The sequence below is a fragment of the Streptomyces sp. NPDC088747 genome (assembly GCF_044751025.1).
Classification (GTDB): domain Bacteria; phylum Actinomycetota; class Actinomycetes; order Streptomycetales; family Streptomycetaceae; genus Streptomyces.
This window is the reverse complement of sequence record NZ_JBIVKZ010000004.1, coordinates 162,843-183,427: the sequence shown is the minus strand read 5'-3', so window position 1 is coordinate 183,427 and position 20,585 is coordinate 162,843. Positions and strand designations below refer to the sequence as shown.

The window sequence follows — 20,585 nt, the reverse complement described above, 5'->3', positions numbered from 1 at the left end:
GCCTCCGTCAGGCCATGCCAAGGTCTTTGTCGATGAAGTCGAAGATGTCGTCGGCCGTCGCGTTCTCCAGCCGGTCGGCGACGGCGATGCTGTCCTGCGTGCCGAGGGACTCGTTCAGCGTCGCCAGCAGTGCCTGGAGCCGCTCGGTGAGCCGGGTGCGCTCGATCTCCTCCGGCGGGAGGCCGGCGACGGCCGCCTCCAGCCGGTCCAGCTCGGCGGTGACCGGTACTTCGACGGCGCCGTCCGGTCGCATGAGGGACTGCAGGAACGTGGCGAGCGCAGCCGGTGAGGCGTGGTCGAACGCCACCGTGGCGGGCAGTTTCCGGCCGGTGGCCGCGCTCAGCCTGGTCCGCAGCTCGACGGCGGCGACCGAGTCGAACCCGAGCTCCTTGAAGGCGCGTGCCGGGTCGAGCTCCGCGCTGTCGTCGTAGCCGAGGAGCACCGCCACGTGGGTGTGCACCAGGTCGAGCAGGGCCCGGCCGCGCTCCGCCTCGGACATCGCGGCGAGGCCGGCCGCGAACGCGGGTTCGGCGGACGGCTGTTCGTCCTCTCCCCCGGCGAGGGCCGCACGGACCTCGGGGAGGTCGTCGAGGAGCGGTCGGGGCCGCGCGAGGGTGTACGTGCTCGCGAAACGGGCCCAGTCGATGTCCGCCACCACCAGGGTGCCGTCGTCGTGGTCGAGCGCCTTCTGGAGCGCGACGATCGCGAGCCGCGGCTCCATCGCGGTCAGTCCGAGCCGCCGGGTCGCGGCGCCGGTCTCGGCGTCGATCATCCCGGCGTCCCACGCGCCCCAGGCGACGGCGGTCGCGGTACGTCCCCCGGCCCTGCGCCGGTGGGCGAGTGCGTCCAGGTAGGCGTTGGCGGTGGCGTAGGCGGACTGGCCCGCGCCGCCCCAGGCCGAGGATCCCGAGGAGAACAGCACGAAGGCGTCCAGCGGGCGGTCGGCGAGCAGTTCGTCCAGGTGGGCCGCTCCGGCGGCCTTCGCGCGGCCGACGGCGGCGAACTCCTCCAGGGTGAGTCCTTCCAGGGGCGCGTCGGTGCCGAGCACACCGGCGGCGTGCATGACCGCCGTCAGCTCTCCCGGGACGGAGTCGAGCAGGCGGCCGAGGGCGTCCCGGTCGGCGACGTCGCAGGCCGCGATCGTCACCCGGGCGCCCAGCGCCGTCAGTTCGGCCTCCAGTTCCGCCGCGCCTTCGGCCGCCGGGCCGCGACGGCTGGTGAGGACGAGGTGTTCGGCGCCGTTGCCCGCGAGCCATCGGGCCACGTGGGCGCCGATCCCGCCGGTGCCGCCGGTGACCAGGACCGTCCCGCGTGGCCGCCAGCTCCGCTCGGCGGGTGTGTCGCCGAGGGTGGCACGCACCATGCGGCGGGCGGCGGTCTTGGCGGGGCGGATCGCGAGCTGATCCCCGTCCGCGCCACTGAGCGCGGCGCACAGTCGTCGGACCGTGTTCGCGTCGAGGCCCGTGGGGAGATCCCCCGGGAGGTCCACCATCCCGCCCCAGGCGCCGGGGCGTTCGAGCCCGAGCACGGTGCCGAGGCCCCACAGGGACGCCTGTGCCGGATCGGTCAGCTCACCGGGGCCGTCCACGGCGACGGCGCCCTGGGTGACACACCACAACGGCGCCGTGAGCCCGGCGTCGCCGTGTGCCTGCGCCAGTGCGATCGTGGCGGCGGCGCCCCGGGTGAGCGTCGGGTGGTCGGGGTGCGGCCGGGTGTCCAGCGCGAGCAGCGACAGGACGCCGTCTGAGGGCTCGGCGCTCAACTGCCCTGTGAGAGCTGCTCGTTCATCCCCGTCCGTCTCCAGGGGCACGACGTTCGCACCGTGCCCGGCGAGCCCTTCGGTGATCGCGGCGACCGTTCCGGCCGCGAGCCCGGAGGGGATCACGACGAGCCAGGTTCCGGTGAGCGGCTTGCCGGGGCGCTCGGCCAGGGGTTTCCACACGATCCGGTAGCGCCAGGAGTCCACGACGGAGTCCTCGCGGTGCCGTCGGCGCCAGGTCGAGAGGGCGGAGACGAGGTCGCCCAGTTTCTCGGGAGCGAGATCGAGACGGTCGGCCAGAGAGGTCAGGTCCGCGCGTTCCACGGCGTCCCAGAACGCGGCGTCGGCGGGGTCCGCCCCTGGCGCGGCCGCAACGGCGTCGGTCCAGTGCCGGCGGCGTTGGAAGGCGTAGGTGGGCAGTTCGACCCGCCGGGCCGGCTGTCCCCGGAACGCGGCGCTCCAGTCGACGCGCACCCCGCCCGCCCACGCCTCGGCGACCGACGTGAGGAGCCGTCGCGCGCCGCCCTCGCCCCGGCGGAGCGATCCGACGGTGACGGCGGCGGTGCCGTGCGACTCCAGGGTCTCCCCGAGGCCGACCAGCAGACCGGGGTGGGGACTGGACTCCACGAACGCGGTGAAGCCGTCGTCCAGCAGCGCGCGCGTGGCCTGTTCGAAGCGGACGGTCTGCCGCAGGTTGGCGTACCAGTACGCGGCGTCCAGTGTCGCCGTGTCGGCCAGGCCGCCGGTCACCGTCGAGTAGAAGCCGATCCGGGAGGGCCTGGGGTCGAGCCCGTCGAGCTCGGCGAGGATCCGGTCGCGGACGCCCTCGACGAACATCGCGTGGGAGGCGTAGTTCACGGGGACCATGCGGACACGGACGTTCCGGCTCTTCAGCGTCTTCTCCAGTTCCGCCAGCGCGTCCGTCTCGCCGGACACGACGACAGAGGCGGGACCGTTGACCACGGCGAGTTCCAGGCGTCCGTCCCAGCCGCTCAGCAGTTCGGTGACGTTCTCGGCGGACAGCGCCACGGAGAGCATGCCGCCCTGGCCCGCGAGATCCTCGGCGATGATGCGGCTGCGCACCGCCACGACCCGGGCCCCGTCGTCGAGGGTGAGTGCGCCGGCCACGCAGGCGGCCGCGATCTCGCCCTGGGAGTGTCCGACGACGGCTGCGGGCTCCACCCCGAACTCCCGCCAGGCCTCGGTGAGCGACACCATGACGGCCCACAGGACGGGCTGGACGACGTCCACCCGCTCCAGCGGTCCGCCGTCACCGCGCAGCACGTCGAGCAGGTCCCACTCCACGTAGGGCTCGAGGGCCTGGGCGCACTCCTTCATGCGGGCGGCGAAGCGGGGTGAGGAGTCCAGGAGTTCGACGGCCATCCCGGTCCACTGCGATCCCTGTCCGGGGAAGACGAACACCGGTGCCCGTGCGTCTCCTTCGGCCACGCCCCGTACGACGTTCCCGTCCACGCCGTCCGTGGCGAGCGCGTCCAGGGCGGTCAGGGCGGTTAGGGCCGTCAGGCCGGAGTCACGGTCCGCCACCGACACGACCGCGCGGTGGTCGAACTCCGCTCGGGACGTGGCCAGCGAGAACCCGATGTCGGCCGCGGCGAGGTCTCCTCCGGTCCGGACGAAGGCCGCCAGCCGTTCCGCCTGGCCGCGCAGCCCTTCGGCGGACTTGCCGGAGAGCACCCATGGCACGGGGCGGATGTCCGTCCGAGCGGACTCGGTTTCTGCGGGCTGCACTTGACCGGACTCGGCCTCTGCGTCTGCGTCTGCGGGGTCCGCTTGACCGGATACGGACTCGGCGTCTGCGGGGTCCGCTTGACGGGACGCGGTGGGATCGGACGACCAGGTGGAGTCCGGGGCCTGTTCGATGATGACGTGGGCGTTGGTGCCGCTGATCCCGAACGAGGAGATCCCCGCCCGGCGCGGACGACCCGCCTCGGGCCACTCCCGCGCCTCGGTCAGCAACTCCACCTGTCCGGCCGACCAGTCGACGTGCGGGGTCGGCTCATCCACGTGCAGGGTCCTGGGCAGGATGCCGTGGCGTATCGCCTGGACCATCTTGATGATTCCGGCGACACCGGCGGCGGCCTGGGCGTGGCCCATGTTCGACTTGATCGATCCCAGCCACAGAGGGCTGTCGTCCGGCCTGTTCTGCCCGTACGTCGCCAGCAGCGCCTGCGCCTCGATCGGGTCACCCAACGTCGTGCCGGTGCCGTGCGCCTCCACCGCGTCCACGTCGGCGGTGTTGAGGCCCGCGGTGGCCAACGCCTGCCGGATGACACGCTGTTGGGACGGCCCGTTCGGAGCGGTGAGACCGTTCGACGCGCCGTCCTGGTTGACCGCCGAGCTGCGGACCACCGCCAGCACCGGGTGACCGTTGCGGCGGGCGTCCGACAACCGCTCCACGAGGAGCATGCCTACGCCTTCGGCCCAGCCGGTGCCGTCCGCCGATGCCGAGAACGACTTGCTCCTGCCGTCTCCCGCGAGACCCCGCTGCCGGTTGAACTCCACGAACATGCCGGGGGTGGCCATCACCGTCACGCCGCCTGCCAGGGCCAAGGAGCACTCTCCGGACCGGAGTGCCTGCGCTGCCAGGTGCAACGCGACCAGCGAGGAGGAACAGGCCGTGTCGACGGTGACCGCCGGACCCTCCAGACCGAACACGTAGGAGACACGTCCGGAGGCGAGGCTGCCTCCGTTGGTGCTGGCGGCGTCCACGTCCAACGCGTAGTCGTGGTACATGAGGCCGGTGAAGACGCCGGTCGCGCTGCCGCGCAGGGTGTGCGGGTCGAGTCCGGCGCGTTCGAAGGCCTCCCAGGACGCTTCCAGCAGCAACCGTTGCTGGGGATCGGTGTCGGCCGCTTCCCTCGGCGAGATCGCGAAGAAGTCGGCGTCGAACTCCGCCGCGTCGTAAAGGAATCCACCCTCACGCGCGATCGTCTTACCGGGTTTCCCGGGCTCGGGATGATAGATGCCCTCGATGTCCCACCCACGGTCCACCGGGAACGCCGACACCGCATCCACCCCGTCAGCCACCAGCCGCCACAGATCATCAGGCGACGCCACACCACCCGGATAACGGCACGCCATCCCCACGATCACGATCGGATCATCGTCAGCAACCGCCCGCCCCGGCACCGGAGTCACCGGGTCTCCCGCCGTTCCGGCGAGTTCGCCGTCCAGATGCGCGGCGACCACCCGAGCCGTCGGATAGTCGAACACCAACGTCGCCGGAAGACTCAACCCCGTCTCCACCCGCAACGCGTTCCGCAACTCCACCGCCGACAACGAATCGAAGCCCAACTCCCGGAAAGCCCGATCCGGTTCGACAGCCTTCGCGGAGGTGTGGCCGAGCACGGCAGCCACCTGCGACTGGACCAACTCCAGCAGTATGGCTCGGCGTTCGGCCTCGTCCAGGCCGGTGATCCGCCGCAGCACCTCCCGGCTTCCCGACGCCTCGGCGCGGGCGCGGACCGGGCGCCGGGTTCCGCCGGTCAGACCACGCAGGAGTGCCGGAACGTCGTCGCCCCGGGCCCGCAGCGCCGCCCTGTCCAGGTGCAGCGGCACGACCGCGGCGTTCTCCGCCGAGACAGCCACGTCGAACAGGGCCAACGCCTCGTCCGCCGGTATCGCCGGCATGCCCAGCCGTCGCAGCCTGTCGGCGTCCGCTTCGGTGAGGTCTCCGGCCATGCCCGTGCCGACGTCCCAGAGGCCATACGCCAACGACGTACCCACCAACCCCAAACCACGCCGATACACAGCCAACGCATCCAAAAACACATTCGCCGCCGCATACGCACCCTGCCCCGCAGCCAACAACGAACCACCCACCGACGAAAACAACACAAACGCCGACAAACCCAAATCACGCGTCAACTCATGCAAATACCAAGCCCCATCAACCTTCGGACCCAACACCCCATCCACCCGACCCCCGGACAACGAACCCACCAACCCGTTGTCCACCACACCAGCCGCATGCACCACACCCACCAACGGATGCCCCACCGGCACCCGCCCCAACAACCCCCTCACCTCATCCCGAACACCCACATCACAACCCACCACCACCACCTCAGCACCCAACCCCGACAACTCAGCAACCAACGCCCCCACACCCGGAGCACCCAACCCACGCCGACCCGCCAACACCAAATGCCGCACCCCATGCACCACCACCAAATGCCGGGCCACCAACGCACCCAACCCACCCGTCCCACCCGTCACCAACACCGACCCCGAACCACCACCCCACGGCGACGACACCACCGGTGCCGCATCGACCAGCCGGGGTACGTGGAACCGTCCGGCGCGTACCGCCGCCTCGGGTTCGCCCGAAGCCGCCACCGCGGCCAGGACGGTGGACGGCATCTGCGCGCCGTCCAGATCCACCAGGACGAACCGGCCAGGGTTCTCCGCCTGCGCGGCGCGCACCAGGCCCCACACCGGTGCCTGCGCGAGTTGTCCGGGTCCGGCGGCAGTGGTGGCCCCACGTGTGACCACCATGAGCCGGGACGAGGCGAACCGCTCGTCCGCCAGCCACCCCTGGACAACCTCCAGAGCCCGACGGGTCAACGCATGCGCATCAGCCGGAACATCCTCACCGGAACCCGCCGGAAGCGACCACACCACAACCTCGGGCGAACCGGCCTCGGCCAGCTCGACCAAGTCCGCGAACGCCGGTACGTCGTCGTCGAGGCCGCAGCGGTCGGATCCCAGCAGGGCCAGCGGCACGTCGGGCCGCGTCACGGTGTCGGGCGCGGGAGACCAGGCCACGGTGAAGAGTGAGCCGTCCGGACCGCCCGGCGCGGTGAGTTGCTCGGGCGAGATGGGCCGCGACGCGAGCGACTCGACGCTGAGCACGGGCCGTCCCGCCTCGTCGGCGGCCTCCAGCTTCATCGCGGTGCCGCCCAGCGGGGACACCCGGACGCGGAGCGCCGGAGCACCCGTGGCGTGCAGAGCGACTCCGCTCCACTCGAAGGGGAGCAGTGCCTCCTCCCCGTCGTCGAGCAGGATCACGTGCATGGCGGCGTCGAGCAGCGCGGGGTGGATCCCGTACGCGGCAGCCTCGGCGCGCGCGTCCTCGGGGAGTGCGACCTCGGCGAACAGGTCGTCGCCGGCCCGCCACGCGGCCCGCAGTCCCTGGAACACCGGCCCGTATCCGAAACCCCGTCCGGTGAGGCGGTCGTACACGCCGTCCAGGTCGATGGGGGTCGCGCCGGCGGGCGGCCACTGGTCCGGATCGGCGGAGGGGCGACGGTCCGGGTCGACGGACAGCAGTCCGGTGCTCGTGGTCGGCGCCAGCATGCCTTCGGCATGACGGGTCCAGGCTTCCTGCCCGGCTGTGCCGTCGTTGTGCCGGGAGTAAACGCTCACCGTGCGGCGGCCCAACTCGTCGGGCTCGCCCACGGCCACGTGGAGCGCGACACCCTGCTCGGGCAGGACGAGCGGCGCTTCCAGGGTGAGTTGTTCGAGTACGTCGCAGCCGACCTGGTCGCCGGCCCGTACGGCCAGTTCCACGAATGCGGTTCCCGGCAGCAGTACCGAGCCGAACACCTGGTGGTCGGCAAGCCACGGCTGGTCCCCGGTCGACAGCCTGCCGGTCAGCGCGACCCCGTCGGAACCGGGCAGACCGACCACGGCACCGAGCAGGGGATGCCCGGCCGGGCCGAGACCCATCGCCGCGGGGTCGTCGCCCGCCGAGGAGTCCGAGAGCCAGTACCGGTCGCGCTGGAAGGCATAGGTGGGCAGTTCGACCAGGCGAGCCCCTCGTCCGGCGAACACCGCGTGCCAGTCGACATCGGCTCCCGCCGTGTGAAGCCGTCCGAGCATGGTCAGCAAGGCGGTCGACTCGGGGTGGTTCGCGCGCAACGCGGACACGAGGGCGAGGGGTACGGACGGCTCGTCGTCCAGGCAGTTCTGGACCATGGCGGTGAGGACCGCGTCGGGGCCCAGTTCTACGAAGCGGGTGACACCCTCGTCGCGCAGTGATTGGACGCCGTCGGCGAAACGGACCGCCTGACGGACGTGCCGTACCCAGTAGTGGGCCGATCCGAGTTCCTCCGCCGGCCGGCCCGTCACGTTCGAGACGACCGGGATTGCGGGGGTGTTGTAGGTGATGCTCTGGGCGACCTCGCGGAAGTCGTCCAGCATCGGGTCCATCAGCGGGGAATGGAAGGCGTGCGAGACCCGGAGGCGGGATGACTTCCGGCCCAGGGCAGTGAAGTGCGCCCTGATCCGCGCCACTTCAGCCTCGGCACCGGAGACCACGACCGAATCCGGGCCGTTGACCGCCGCGACATCGGCCAACTTCAGGTCGAGCAGCGAAGCAACCTCGCCCTCGGTCGCCTGGACAGCGACCATCGCACCACCCGACGGCAGCGCCTGCATCAAACGGCCACGGGCAGCCACCAACTTGGCCGCATCGCTGAGCGAGAAGACTCCAGCCACATGCGCCGCCGCCAACTCACCGATCGAATGACCCGCAAGCCGGTCAGGACGTACACCCCAGGACTCAAGCAGCCGGAACAACGCCACCTCGACGGCGAAAAGCCCGGCCTGCGTGAACACCGTCCGGTCCAGCAGATCAGCCCGACCCCAGATCACCTCACGGAGCGACACACCCTCCAAGTGCAGGTCCAGCTCCGCACAGACCACGTCGAACGCCCCCGCGAACACAGGAAACGCCTCATACAACTCCCGTCCCATACCTACCCGTTGGGCACCCTGACCCGAGAACAGGAATGCGGTAGCGCCCTCCGTGCGGCCAGGGTCACGGTGGTTGTGGTCGGCGGCGGCCAGTCTGCCGAGTCCGGCGAGGAGTTCTTCACGGTCCCTGCCCACCACCACGGCACGGTGGTCGAGGGCGGCGCGCGAGGTGGCAAGGGAGAAGCCCACGTCCTGCGGGTCGAGTTCGGGGTGCTCCCGGAGGAATTCCAGCAGTCGTGCGGCCTGGGCGGCCGTCGCGTCCCGGTTGGGCGCGGAGACCGGCCACAGCACCGGTACCGTCCCGGCCGGCCGTTCGTCGGCCTCAGGCGGCGCGGGTGTCGCTTCGATGATGACGTGGGCGTTGGTGCCGCTGATCCCGAATGAGGAGATCCCCGCCCGACGCGGGTGACCGTTCTGCGGCCACTCCCGCGCTTCCGTGAGGAGTTCCACCTCACCCGCAGTCCAGTCCACGTGGGGCGTCGGTCCGTCCACGTGCAGCGTCCTGGGCAGTACGCCGTGGTCCATGGCTTTGACCATCTTGATGATCCCCGCCACACCGGCGGCCGCCTGGGTGTGACCGATGTTCGACTTGATGGAACCCAGCCAGAGCGGATGTCCGTCGGGCCTGTCCTGCCCATACGTCGCCAGCAGCGCCTGCGCCTCGATCGGGTCACCCAACGTCGTACCCGTACCGTGCGCCTCCACCGCGTCCACATCGGCGGTGGTGAGACCCGCTGCCGCCAACGCCTGCCGGATCACCCGCTGTTGAGACGGACCGTTCGGGGCGGTCAACCCATTGGAGGCGCCGTCCTGATTCACCGCCGTGCCACGCACGATCGCCAGCACAGGATGACCGTTGGCCCGCGCATCCGACAACCGCTCCACCAACAGCATCCCCGCACCCTCACCCCACGACGTCCCATCAGCCGCAGCCGCGAACGACTTCGCACGCCCATCACGCGCAAGCCCCCGCTGACGACTGAACTCCACAAACGTCTCCGGAGTCGCCATCACCGCCACCCCACCCGCCAACGCCAGCGAACACTCCCCCGACCGCAACGCCTGCACAGCCAGATGCAACGCCACCAACGACGACGAACACGCCGTATCAACCGTCACCGCAGGACCCTCAAGACCCAACGTGTACGAGACCCGACCTGACGCCACTGAACCCGTGCTGCTGTTGTGGGCGTAGTCGTGGTACATCGCCCCGGCGAACACCCCGGTCCGGCTTCCGCCGAGGGACGAGGGGTCGATGCCGGCGCGTTCCAGCGCCTCCCACGAGGTCTCCAGCAGCAACCGCTGCTGGGGATCCATGGCGAGGGCCTCGCGCGGCGAGATCCCGAAGAAGGCCGCGTCGAACTCCGCGGCGTCGTGCAGGAATCCGCCGACGTCGACGTAACTGGTGTCCGGTCGGGTGCCCTCGGGGTCGTGAAGGCGTCCGATGTCCCATCCGCGGTCGCGGGGGAACTCCGACACCGCGTCCACGCCGTCGGCCACCAGCCGCCACAGGTCGTCGGGCGCCTCGACACCTCCGGGGAAACGGCATGCCATGCCCACTATCGCTATCGGCTCGTCCACTCGGGCGGCGGAGGGAAGCGGAGTGTCCTCGACGGTTCCCGTCGCCTCGTCCTTGAGGTGGCGGGCGAGCACGGTCGGCGTCGGGTAGTCGAACACCAAGGTCGGCGAAAGGCGCAGCCCGGTGGCCTCGTTCAGCGCGTTGCGGAACTCCACCGCCGACAGCGAGTCGAATCCGAGTTCGCCGAAGGCACGGGTGGGATCGATGGAGGAGGGGCCCGGATGCCCCAGGACGGCCGCGGCACTGCCGCGCACGATCTCCAGGAGCAGTGCTTCCCTCTCGGTCTCGGACAGACCGACCAGCTGCCGTCCAAGCCCTGTTGTCACGCCGGTTCCCCTGCCGGCGGCTCGGCGTACCGGACGCCGGACCAGGGCGCGCAGCAGATGCGGCACCTCGCCGCCGGCGGCACCGAGTGCCTTGAGGTCCAGGCGCATCGGCACGAGCACGGCCTCGTCCACCGCACTCGCCGTGTCGAGCAGCGTGAGTCCCTGTTCGGCGGACAGCGCCTCCAGGCCGGTGCGGGCCAGGCGACGGAGGTCGGCGTCGTCCACCTGGCCCGCCATCCCCCCGCTCCACAGTCCCCAGGCGAGCGACTGCGCCGGCAGACCGTTCGCCCGACGATGTACGGCCAGAGCGTCCAAGTACGCGTTCGCCGCAGCGTAGTTACCCTGCCCCGGAGCTCCCAGCACACCCGCAGCCGACGAGAACATCACGAACGCCGAGAGGTTCATGTCCCGCGTCAACTCGTGCAGATTCCAGGCGGCATCCGCTTTCGGACGCAGTACCGCGTCCACCCGGTCGGCCGTCAACGACGAGATCACCCCGTCGTCCAACACCCCGGCCACATGCACGACACCCGACAGATCACGACCAGCCAGCATCTCCGCGACCGCATCCCGGTCCGCGACATCACAGGCCACCACCTCGACCTCGGCGCCCAACTCCAGCAGGGCTGCGGACAGTTCGTCCGCGCCTGGGGATTCAGCACCCCGGCGGCCCACCAGCACCAGGTCCCGAACGCCATGGGTCGCCACCAGGTGCCGCGCGACAACTCCGCCCAGCGCACCGAACGCACCCGTCACCAGCACAGCACCAGCACGGCCGCCATGGAGGTCTCCGCCCAGGTCGCCATCGTCGACTGCGGCTTTGGCGAAAATCGACGGAACCTCGTCCCGCACCTCCACCACGACACGCGCCAACCGCGGCGCATGAGCCACGCCCTCACGAATCGCCAACTGCGGCTCACCCGAGACGGCAGCCGCCACCGCGGCGGCAAGACCGGTCTCCACATCGAGGTCGACGAGGACGATCCGCCCCGGATTCTCCGACTGCGCCGACCGCACCAGACCCCACACCGCCGCACCCGGAAGATCGTCGATGCCCTCGTCACCGACCGCGACGGCACCCGAGGTGGCCACCAACAGCGTGGACTCGGCGAACTGTTCCTCCGCCAGCCACGTCTGCACGACGTCGAGCACGCGCCGTACGGCGAGGCGTACGGCGGTCACATCACCGGCCGGGAGCTCCAGCAGTACGACGTCGGGTACGGGGGCACCGGCTGCCAGCGTGTCCCAGCGCGCCCAGGAGGGCTGGTCGGCGGCGGGCGGGGTTCCGAGCGGTGACCAGACGACGTGGAACAGCGAGTCGTGGAACTCCGGTCGTGTTGCCGCGAGTTGGTCGGCTGAAGCTCCGCGCAACGTCAGCTGCCGTACCGACGCCACCGGACGGCCCGCCGGGTCCGCGAGCTGGAGGGAGACGCCCGCGGAGCCGGTCGGGGTGATCCGGACGCGAAGCGCCGTGGCGCCGGCCGCGAACAGTTCCACGCCGGACCAGGCGAACGGCAGAACCGTGCCCTCGTCCTCGGCGTTCGACGCGATCGCGTGCAGAGCGGCGTCAAGGAGCGCGGGGTGCAGCCCGAAACCGTCCACCAACTCCGATTCGGGAAGCGCGACCTCCGCGAACAGCTCGTCCCCACGCCGCCACACGGCCTTCAACCCCCGGAAGACCGGCCCGTACTCCAGGCCCGCCTCCGCCAGGTCGTCGTACAGCCCGGTGATCTCCAGCGCGGCGGCTTCCGCAGGTGGCCACTGCTCAAGTCCGAAGGCGGGCTCGGCGCCACCGGCTGAGACATGGCCCGAGGCATGGCGGGTCCAGGGCGCGTCGGTGTCGGCGCGTGAGTAGACCGCGACCGGACGAGCGGTCGTCTCACCCGCGTCCCCGACGACCACCTGCACGGAGATCGTGCCCTCCGCGGGCAGCACCAGGGGCGTTTCCAGGGTCAGTTCGTCCAGCGTGCCGCAGCCCGCCTGGTCTCCGGCGCGGATCGCCAGTTCCATGAGTCCGGTGCCAGGGAACACGACGTTGCCGAAGACCTCGTGGTCGCGCAGCCAGGGTTGGTCGTGGACCGACAGACGGCCCGTGAGGACGACACCGTCCGAGTCCGGCGAGGAGATGACCGCGCCGAGCAGCGGGTGACCCGATGCCTCCAGGCCCGCGGAGGCGATGTCTCCGGTACCGATCGCCGAACCGGCCCACGCCTCGCGCCAGTAGCTCCGTACATCCAGCCAGTAGTGCTCGCGCTGGAACGCGTAGGTGGGAAGGTCGACGCGCCGGGCGCCACGACCCTCGAACAACCTCGCCCAGTCGACCGAGACACCGCCTGCGTGAAGCCGTCCGACCGCCGTCAACAGCGTCTCGGCCTCGCCCTGCTCCCTACGCAGCGTCGGCACCACCACGCCGCCCTCCACAGCAGCGCGCACCATCCCGGACAGCACCCCGTCCGGGCCCAGTTCCACGAAGTGAGTGACACCCTCCTCGCGCAGGGTTTGGACGCCGTCGGCGAACCGGACCGTTTGGCGGACGTGCCGTACCCAGTAGTCGGCCGATCCGAGTTCCTCCGCCGGCCGGCCCGTCACGTTCGATACGACCGGGATGGCGGGGGTGTTGTAGGTGATGCTTTGGGCGACCTCGCGGAAGGCGTCCAGCATCGGGTCCATCAGCGGGGAATGGAAGGCGTGGGAGACCCGGAGGCGGGATGATTTCCGGCCCAGGGCAGTGAAGTGCGCCGTGATCCGCGCCACTTCGGCCTCGGTACCGGAGACCACGACCGAATCCGGGCCGTTGACCGCCGCGACATCGGCCAACTTGAGGTCGAGCAGCGGAGCGACCTCGTCCTCGGTGGCCTGGACGGCGAGCATCGCACCTCCGGTCGGGAGCGCCTGCATCAACCGACCTCGCGCGGCCACCAACTTGGCCGCGTCGCTGAGCGAGAAGACTCCGGCCACATGCGCCGCGGCCAGCTCACCGATCGAATGACCCGCAAGCCGGTCGGGACGTACACCCCAGGACTCAAGCAGCCGGAACAGTGCCACTTCGACGGCGAAGAGACCGGCCTGCGTGAACACCGTCCGGTCCAGCAGATCAGCCCGACCCCAGATCACCTCACGGAGCGACACACCCTCCAAGTGCAGGTCCAGCTCCGCACAGACCACGTCGAACGCCCCCGCGAACACCGGGAACGAACCGTACAACTCCCGCCCCATACCTACCCGTTGCGCACCCTGACCCGAGAACAGGAACGCCGTCGCACCCGGGGTCGCCACGTCGCGCAGTACGCCTGACCGCAGCACGCCTGACCTCAGCACGCCTGGCCGCAGTTCGCCGGCGGCGATGGCCGCGAGGCCGTCGAGGGCCGTGTCACGGTCGGCTGAGATCACCACGGCGCGGTGTTCCATGGCCGGGCGTGCCGTCGCCAGGGAGAACGCGATGTCGGTGGAGCCCAGTTCGGGGTGAGCGGTGAGGTACGACCGGAGGTTCTCGGCCTGGGCGCGCAAGCCGTCTTCGGACCGGCCGGAAAGCACCCACGGAGTGGCACCCGCAAGGGCTTCGTCGGTTGCGGCCGGGTTCGAGGTCGGGTTCGGGGTCGGCGATGCCGGAACCTGCTCGATGATGACGTGGGCGTTGGTGCCGCTGATCCCGAACGAGGAGACACCCGCCCGACGTGGGTGACCGTTCTGCGGCCACTCCCGCGCCTCGGTCAACAACTCCACATCCCCGGAGGCCCAGTCCACCTCCGGCGTCGGCTCATCGACGTGCAGTGTGCGCGGCAGAACACCGTGCTCCATGGCCTTGACCATCTTGATGATCCCCGCCACACCGGCCGCCGCCTGCGTGTGGCCCATGTTCGACTTGATGGACCCCAGCCACAGGGGGTTGTCCTCCGGGCGGTTCTGTCCGTACGTCGCCAGCAGCGCCTGCGCCTCGATCGGGTCGCCGAGCGTCGTGCCGGTGCCGTGCGCCTCCACCGCGTCCACGTCCGCTGTCGTCAATCCGGCGTTGGCGAGCGCCTGTCGGATCACCCGGCGCTGCGAGGGACCGTTCGGCGCCGTCAGCCCGTTCGAGGCACCGTCCTGATTGGTCGCGGTGCCACGGACTAGGGCCAGCACGGGGTGGCCGTTGCGCCGAGCGTCCGAGAGGCGTTCGACGAGGAGCATGCCGACGCCCTCGCTCCAGCCGGTGCCGTCGGCGGACGCGGCGAACGACTTGCTGCGTCCGTCGGCGGCGAGACCGCGCTGCTTGCTGAACTCCACGAACGCCTCGGGGGTGGCCATGACAGCGACACCGCCGGCCAGCGCAAGAGTGCACTCCCCCGAGCGCAGCGCCTGGGCGGCCCAGTGCAGCGCGACCAGCGAGGAGGAGCACGCGGTGTCGACGGTGACCGCCGGGCCCTCGAAGCCGAAGTTGTAGGCCACGCGGCCGGAGGCGATCGCGCCCGTGCTGCTGTTGGCCGCGTAGTCGTGGTACATCATCCCGGCGAAGACACCGGTCGCGCTGCCCCGCAGCGTGGCGGGGTCGATTCCGGCGCGTTCCAGCGCCTCCCACGAGGTCTCCAACAGCAACCGCTGCTGCGGATCCATCGTCAACGCCTCGTTCGGACTGATCCCGAAGAACTCCGCGTCAAAACCGGCCGCGTCATGCAGGAACCCACCCGAGTTCACATAACTCGTGTTCGGCCGCTCACCAGAAGGATCGAACAACTCCGCGACATCCCAGCCCCGATCCGACGGGAACTCCGACACCACGTCCACGCCACCGGCCACCACCCCCCACAGATCCTCGGGAGAAGCCACCCCGCCCGGATACCGGCACGCCATCCCGATGATCGCGATCGGCTCGTCGTCCGAGGCGACGGACGCCGCGGGAACCAGGCCGTCGTCCGCCGAGCCGGACACCTCGCTCAGCAGGTACCGGGCGAGCACTTCCGGCGTGGGGTAGTCGAAGACCAGCGTGGCGGGCAGCCGCAGGCCGGTGGCTTCCCCCAGCCCGTTGCGCAGTTCCACCGCCGACAGGGAGTCGACGCCGAGGTCGCGGAACGCCCGCTCGGGATCGATCGCCGCCGGACCGGCGTGTCCGAGGACGACGGCCGCCTGGGTGCGGACCATGCCGAGCAGGACGTCGTGCCACTCCGACTCGGGCCGGGTCGCCAACTGTCGGCGCAGCGATCCGGTGTCCGCGCGGGCGCCCGTGGCGGAGCGCCGCACTCTCGGTACGAGCCCGTGCAACAGGTGGGGCACCTCGACGGCACCGGAGGCGGCGAGAGCCCGGGGGTCGAGCCGGATGGGGACCAGCGCGGCCTCACCGAGCGAGACTGCGGTGTCCAGGAGGGCGAGGCCCTGGTCGGCGGACAGTCCCTCCACACCGGACCGCGCCATGCGCTGAACATCCGTGCCCGCGAGCCTGCCCGCCATACCGCCCACGCCCGCAGCCCAGGGGCCCCAGGCCAACGACACACCGGGCAGCCCGCCAGCACGACGGTGGGCCGCCAACCCGTCCAGGAACGCGTTCGCCGCCGCGTAACTCCCCTGCCCCGACGTACCCAGCACACCAGCAGCCGACGAGAACATCACGAACGCCGAGAGGTTCATGTCGCGGGTCAGCTCATGGAGGTGCCAGGCGGCATCCGCTTTCGGACGCAGTACCGCGTCCACCCGGTCGGCCGTCAACGACGAGATCACCCCGTCGTCCAACACCCCCGCAACGTGCACAACACCCGACAGCTCGCGCCCGGCCAGCATCCCCGCGACCGCATCCCGGTCCGCGACATCACAGGCCACCGCCTCGACCTCAGCGCCCAACTCCAACAGGGCTGCGGACAGTTCCGCCGCACCTGGGGAATCAGCACCCCGGCGGCCCACCAGCACCAGGTCCCGAACGCCGTGGGTCGCCACCAGGTGCCGAGCGACAACTCCGCCCAGCGCACCGAACGCACCTGTTACCAGAACGGCACCAGCACGGCCGCCATGGAGGTCTCCGTCGAGGTCGCCATCGTCGGCTCCGGCTCCGGCTCCGGCTCCGGCGAACACCGGCGGGGTCTCGTCCCGTACCTCCACCGCGACACGCGCCAACCGCGGCGCATGAACCACACCTTCACGAATCGCCAACTGCGGCTCACCCGAGACGGCAGCCGCCACCGCGGCGGCAAGACCGGTCTCCACATCGAGGTCGACCAGGACGATCCGCCCCGGATTCTCCGACTGCGCCGACCGCACCAGACCCCACACCGCCGCACCCGCGAGGTCCGTGACGTCCTCGCTCTCCGAGGAGACAGCCCCGCGCGTGGCGATGACCAACGTCGCGTCGGCGAACCGCTCCTCGGCCTGCCAGGACCGTACGGCGTCCAGAGCCCGATGCACGGCCGACCGGACGGAGGCCGGGTCCGTGCCCCCGGTGGACGGCAGAACCACGACCGCGGGAACGTCGTCATCAGGGGCCAGTTCGTCCCAGGCGGCCCAGTCGACCGGAGCGTCGGAGGGGGCTGCCGGAATCGGCGACCAGTCCACGCGGAAGAGCGACTCGTGGAACACCGAACGGGCGGCACTGAGTTGCTCGGCGGAGATCTCCCGCAGCACCAGCGACTCGACCGAGGCGACCGCGCGTCCCGAGGCGTCCGCGACCTGAAGAGAGACCGCTCCCCTGCCTGACGGAACGACGCGCACACGCAGCGCGCCGGCACCGGAGGCAAAGAGTTCCACACCGGACCAGGCGAAGGGCAGGACCACCCCGTCACCGACCGCACCGCTCAGCGCGACCGCGTGCAGACCCGCGTCCAACAGCGCTGGATGCAGGCCGAATTCGTCGCCGTCCACCTGATCGGGAAGCGCGACCTCCGCGAACACCTCGTCGCCACTCCGCCAAGCGGCCTTCAACCCCCGGAACACCGGGCCGTACTCCAGACCCGACTCCGCAAGTCCCTCGTAGAACCGGTCCAGTTCCACGGGTACGGCGCCCGAGGGTGGCCACTCTTCCAGGTCACGGCCGTTGTCTGCGCCGGGCGTCAGCGTTCCGGCCGCGTGCTGCGTCCACACCGACATGCCCTCGTCGCGGGAGTGGACGCTGACGCGCCGGGTCCCCAGGGCGTCAGCTTCGCCCACCACGACCTGTACCTGGACACCGCCGCGCTGTGGCAGGGCGAGAGGTGTCCGGAGGGTCAGTTCTTCGATGCGCCCGCACCCGACCTGGTCCCCGGCACGGATCGCCAGTTCCACGAAGCCCGTTCCGGGAAAGAGCACGACTCCGCCGACGACATGGTCGGCGAGCCATGGCTGGGCGCCCACGGCCATTCGGCCGGTGAGCACCACTTTGCCCGAGTCGGCCAGGGCGATCGTCGCGCCGAGCAGCGGGTGGCCGGTGCGGTCCAGGCCTGCGGAGGTGACGTCGACGGTTTCGGCGGATGCCTCCAGCCAGTAGCGCCGGTGCTGGAACGCGTAGGTGGGCAGTTCCACGTTCCGCGCGCCGCGTCCGGTGAAGGCCGCGTGCCAGTCCGGTGAGGCGCCGTTGACGTGGAGCTGGGCAACGGCGGTGAGCAGCGCCGTGACCTCTGCTCCGCTCCCCCGCAGGGCGGGGACGACGAGGGTCGCGGCGGACGCTTCGTCGAGGCAGTTCCGGGTCATCGCGGCCAGTACGCCGTCGGGACCCAGCTCCACGAAACGGGTCACGCCCGCTGAGCACAGGTGCGCTACGCCATCGCTGAAGCGGACCGCCTGGCGAACGTGCCGCACCCAGTAGTCGGCGTCCCCCAGGTCCTCCGCCAGCCGGCCCGTCACGTTGGAGACCACAGGGATGGCGGCAGTTCCGTAGGTGACGCTCTCGGCGACCTCGCGGAAGTCGTCCAACATCGGGTCCATCAGCGGCGAATGGAACGCGTGCGACACCCGCAGCCGGGACGACTTACGGCCGAGAGCGGTGAAGTGCCCGACTATCCGGGCGACTTGAGCGTCGGTCCCGGACACGACCACCGAATCAGGGCCGTTGACTGCCGCAACCGCCACCTCCGCGCTCTCCAGCAGCGGAAGCACCTCACCCTCGGTGGCCTGGACGGCAGCCATCGCACCATCGGCCGGCAACGCCTGCATCAACCGACCGCGCGCAGCCACCAACCGAGCCGCATCACCGAGCGAAAACACCCCCGCCACATGCGCCGCCGCCAACTCACCGATCGAATGACCCGCCACGAAATCAGGCCGCACACCCCACGACTCAAGCAACCGGAACAACGCCACCTCGACAGCGAAAAGCCCCGCCTGCGCGAACACCGTCCGGTCCAACAGATCAGCCCGACCCCACATCACCTCACGGAGCGACACACCCTCCAGATGCAGATGTAGATCCAGCTCCGCGCACACCGCGTCGAACGCCGCCGCGAACACCGGAAACGCCTGATACAACTCCCTTCCCATGCCGACCCGTTGCGCACCCTGACCCGAGAACAGGAACGCCGTCGCACCACCGGACCGGACAGAGCCCCGTACGACTGCGGTGTCGGGCTCGTCGGACGCCAGAGCGGCGAGGCCTCGTAGCAGACTCTCCCTATCGTCACCGACGACAGCGGCGCGGTGTTCGAGGGCCGCGCGCGAGGTCGCCAGGGCGAAGCCGACGTCGACCGGGTCGAGGTCCGGATGCTCCCCGGCGTGGTTGAGCAGTCTCGCCGCCTGGGCGGCCAGGCCCTCGCGGCTGCGGGAGGACAGCACCCACGGCACGACCGAACTCCGCACGGTCGAGGTGTCGTTACCCGGTGCGGTCGAAGTGTCGTTACTCCGTACGGTGGTGTCGGTGTCCGGTACGGGCTCGGCCGCGTTCTCCTCGGCCTCCTCGGCGAGCGGTGCGGGGGCCGCTTCGATGATGACGTGCGCGTTGGTCCCACTGATCCCGAACGAGGAGATCCCCGCCCGACGCGGACGACCCACCTCGGGCCACTCCCGCGCCTCCGTCAGCAACTCCACACGCCCAGCGGACCAGTCCACCTGCGACGACGGCGCGTCCACGTGCAACGTCCGCGGCAACACACCATGCTCCATGGCCTTGACCATCTTGATGATCCCCGCCACACCAGCCGCAGCCTGCGCATGCCCGATGTTCGACTTCACCGAACCCAGCCACAACGGATCCCCGACCAACCGACCCTGACCGTACGTCGCCAACAACGCCTGCGCCTCGATCGGATCACCCAACGTCGTCCCCGTACCGTGCCCCTCCACCACATCAACCTGATCCGACGACACCTGCGCACTCGCCAACGCCCGCACAATCACCCGCTGCTGCGAAGGACCATTCGGCGCCGTCAAACCATTCGACGCACCATCCTGATTCACCGCACTACCCCGCACCACCGCCAACACCGGATGGCCATTGGCTCGGGCATCCGACAACCGCTCCACCAACAGCATCCCCACACCCTCACCCCACCCCGTACCATCCGCCCCAGCCGCATACGACTTACACCGGCCATCACGCGACAACCCACGCTGAAGACTGAAGTCCACGAACGTGTCGGGGGTGGCCATGACCGCGGCGCCGCCGGCCAGGGCCAGCGAGCATTCGCCCGAGCGGAGCGACTGTGCCGCCAGGTGGAGCGCGACCAGCGAGGAGGAGCACGCGGTGTCGACGGTGACCGCCGGGCCCTCAAGGCCCAGTGCGTACGAGACGCGGCCCGAGGCGATGGCACCGGTGTTGGTGTTGCCCACATAGTCGTGGTAGACGAGGCCGGCGAAGACGCCGGTCGCGCTTCCCGCCAGTGAGCCGGGGTCGATTCCGGCGCGTTCCAGCGCCTCCCACGAGGTCTCCAACAGCAACCGCTGCTGCGGATCCATCGTCAACGCCTCGTTCGGACTGATCCCGAAGAACTCCGCGTCAAAACCGGCCGCGTCATGCAGGAACCCACCCGAGTTCACATAACTCGTGTTCGGCCGCTCACCAGAGGGATCGAACAACTCCGTGACATCCCAGCCCCGATCCGACGGGAACTCCGACACCACGTCCACGCCACCGGCCACCACCTCCCACAGATCCTCGGGAGATGCCACCCCGCCCGGATACCGGCACGCCATCCCGATGATCGCGATCGGCTCGCGTTCCCGGTCCTCCATGTCGCGGAGGCGCCGGCGGGTCTGCTGCAGTTCGGTCGTGGCGCGCTTGAGGTAGCCGCGCAGTTTGTCGTCGTTCGCCATCGGACGTGAGCCAATCTCGCAGGAG

General features: G+C 70.5%; 1 protein-coding gene. It reads right to left on the bottom strand.

What is annotated here, in order from left to right:
• Positions 1 to 7: 7 nt before the first annotated feature.
• On the bottom strand, positions 8 to 20,560 hold the full coding sequence (locus ACIP79_RS11845; RefSeq protein WP_401222246.1) for a type I polyketide synthase: 20,553 nt from the start codon (positions 20,558 to 20,560) through the stop codon (positions 8 to 10).
• Positions 20,561 to 20,585: the final 25 nt, after the last annotated feature.

Coding starts and splice junctions, on each gene's coding strand:
- ACIP79_RS11845 (WP_401222246.1), bottom strand. CDS start 20,560: ATGGCGAACGACGACAAACTGCGCGGCTACCTCAAGCGCGCCACGACC.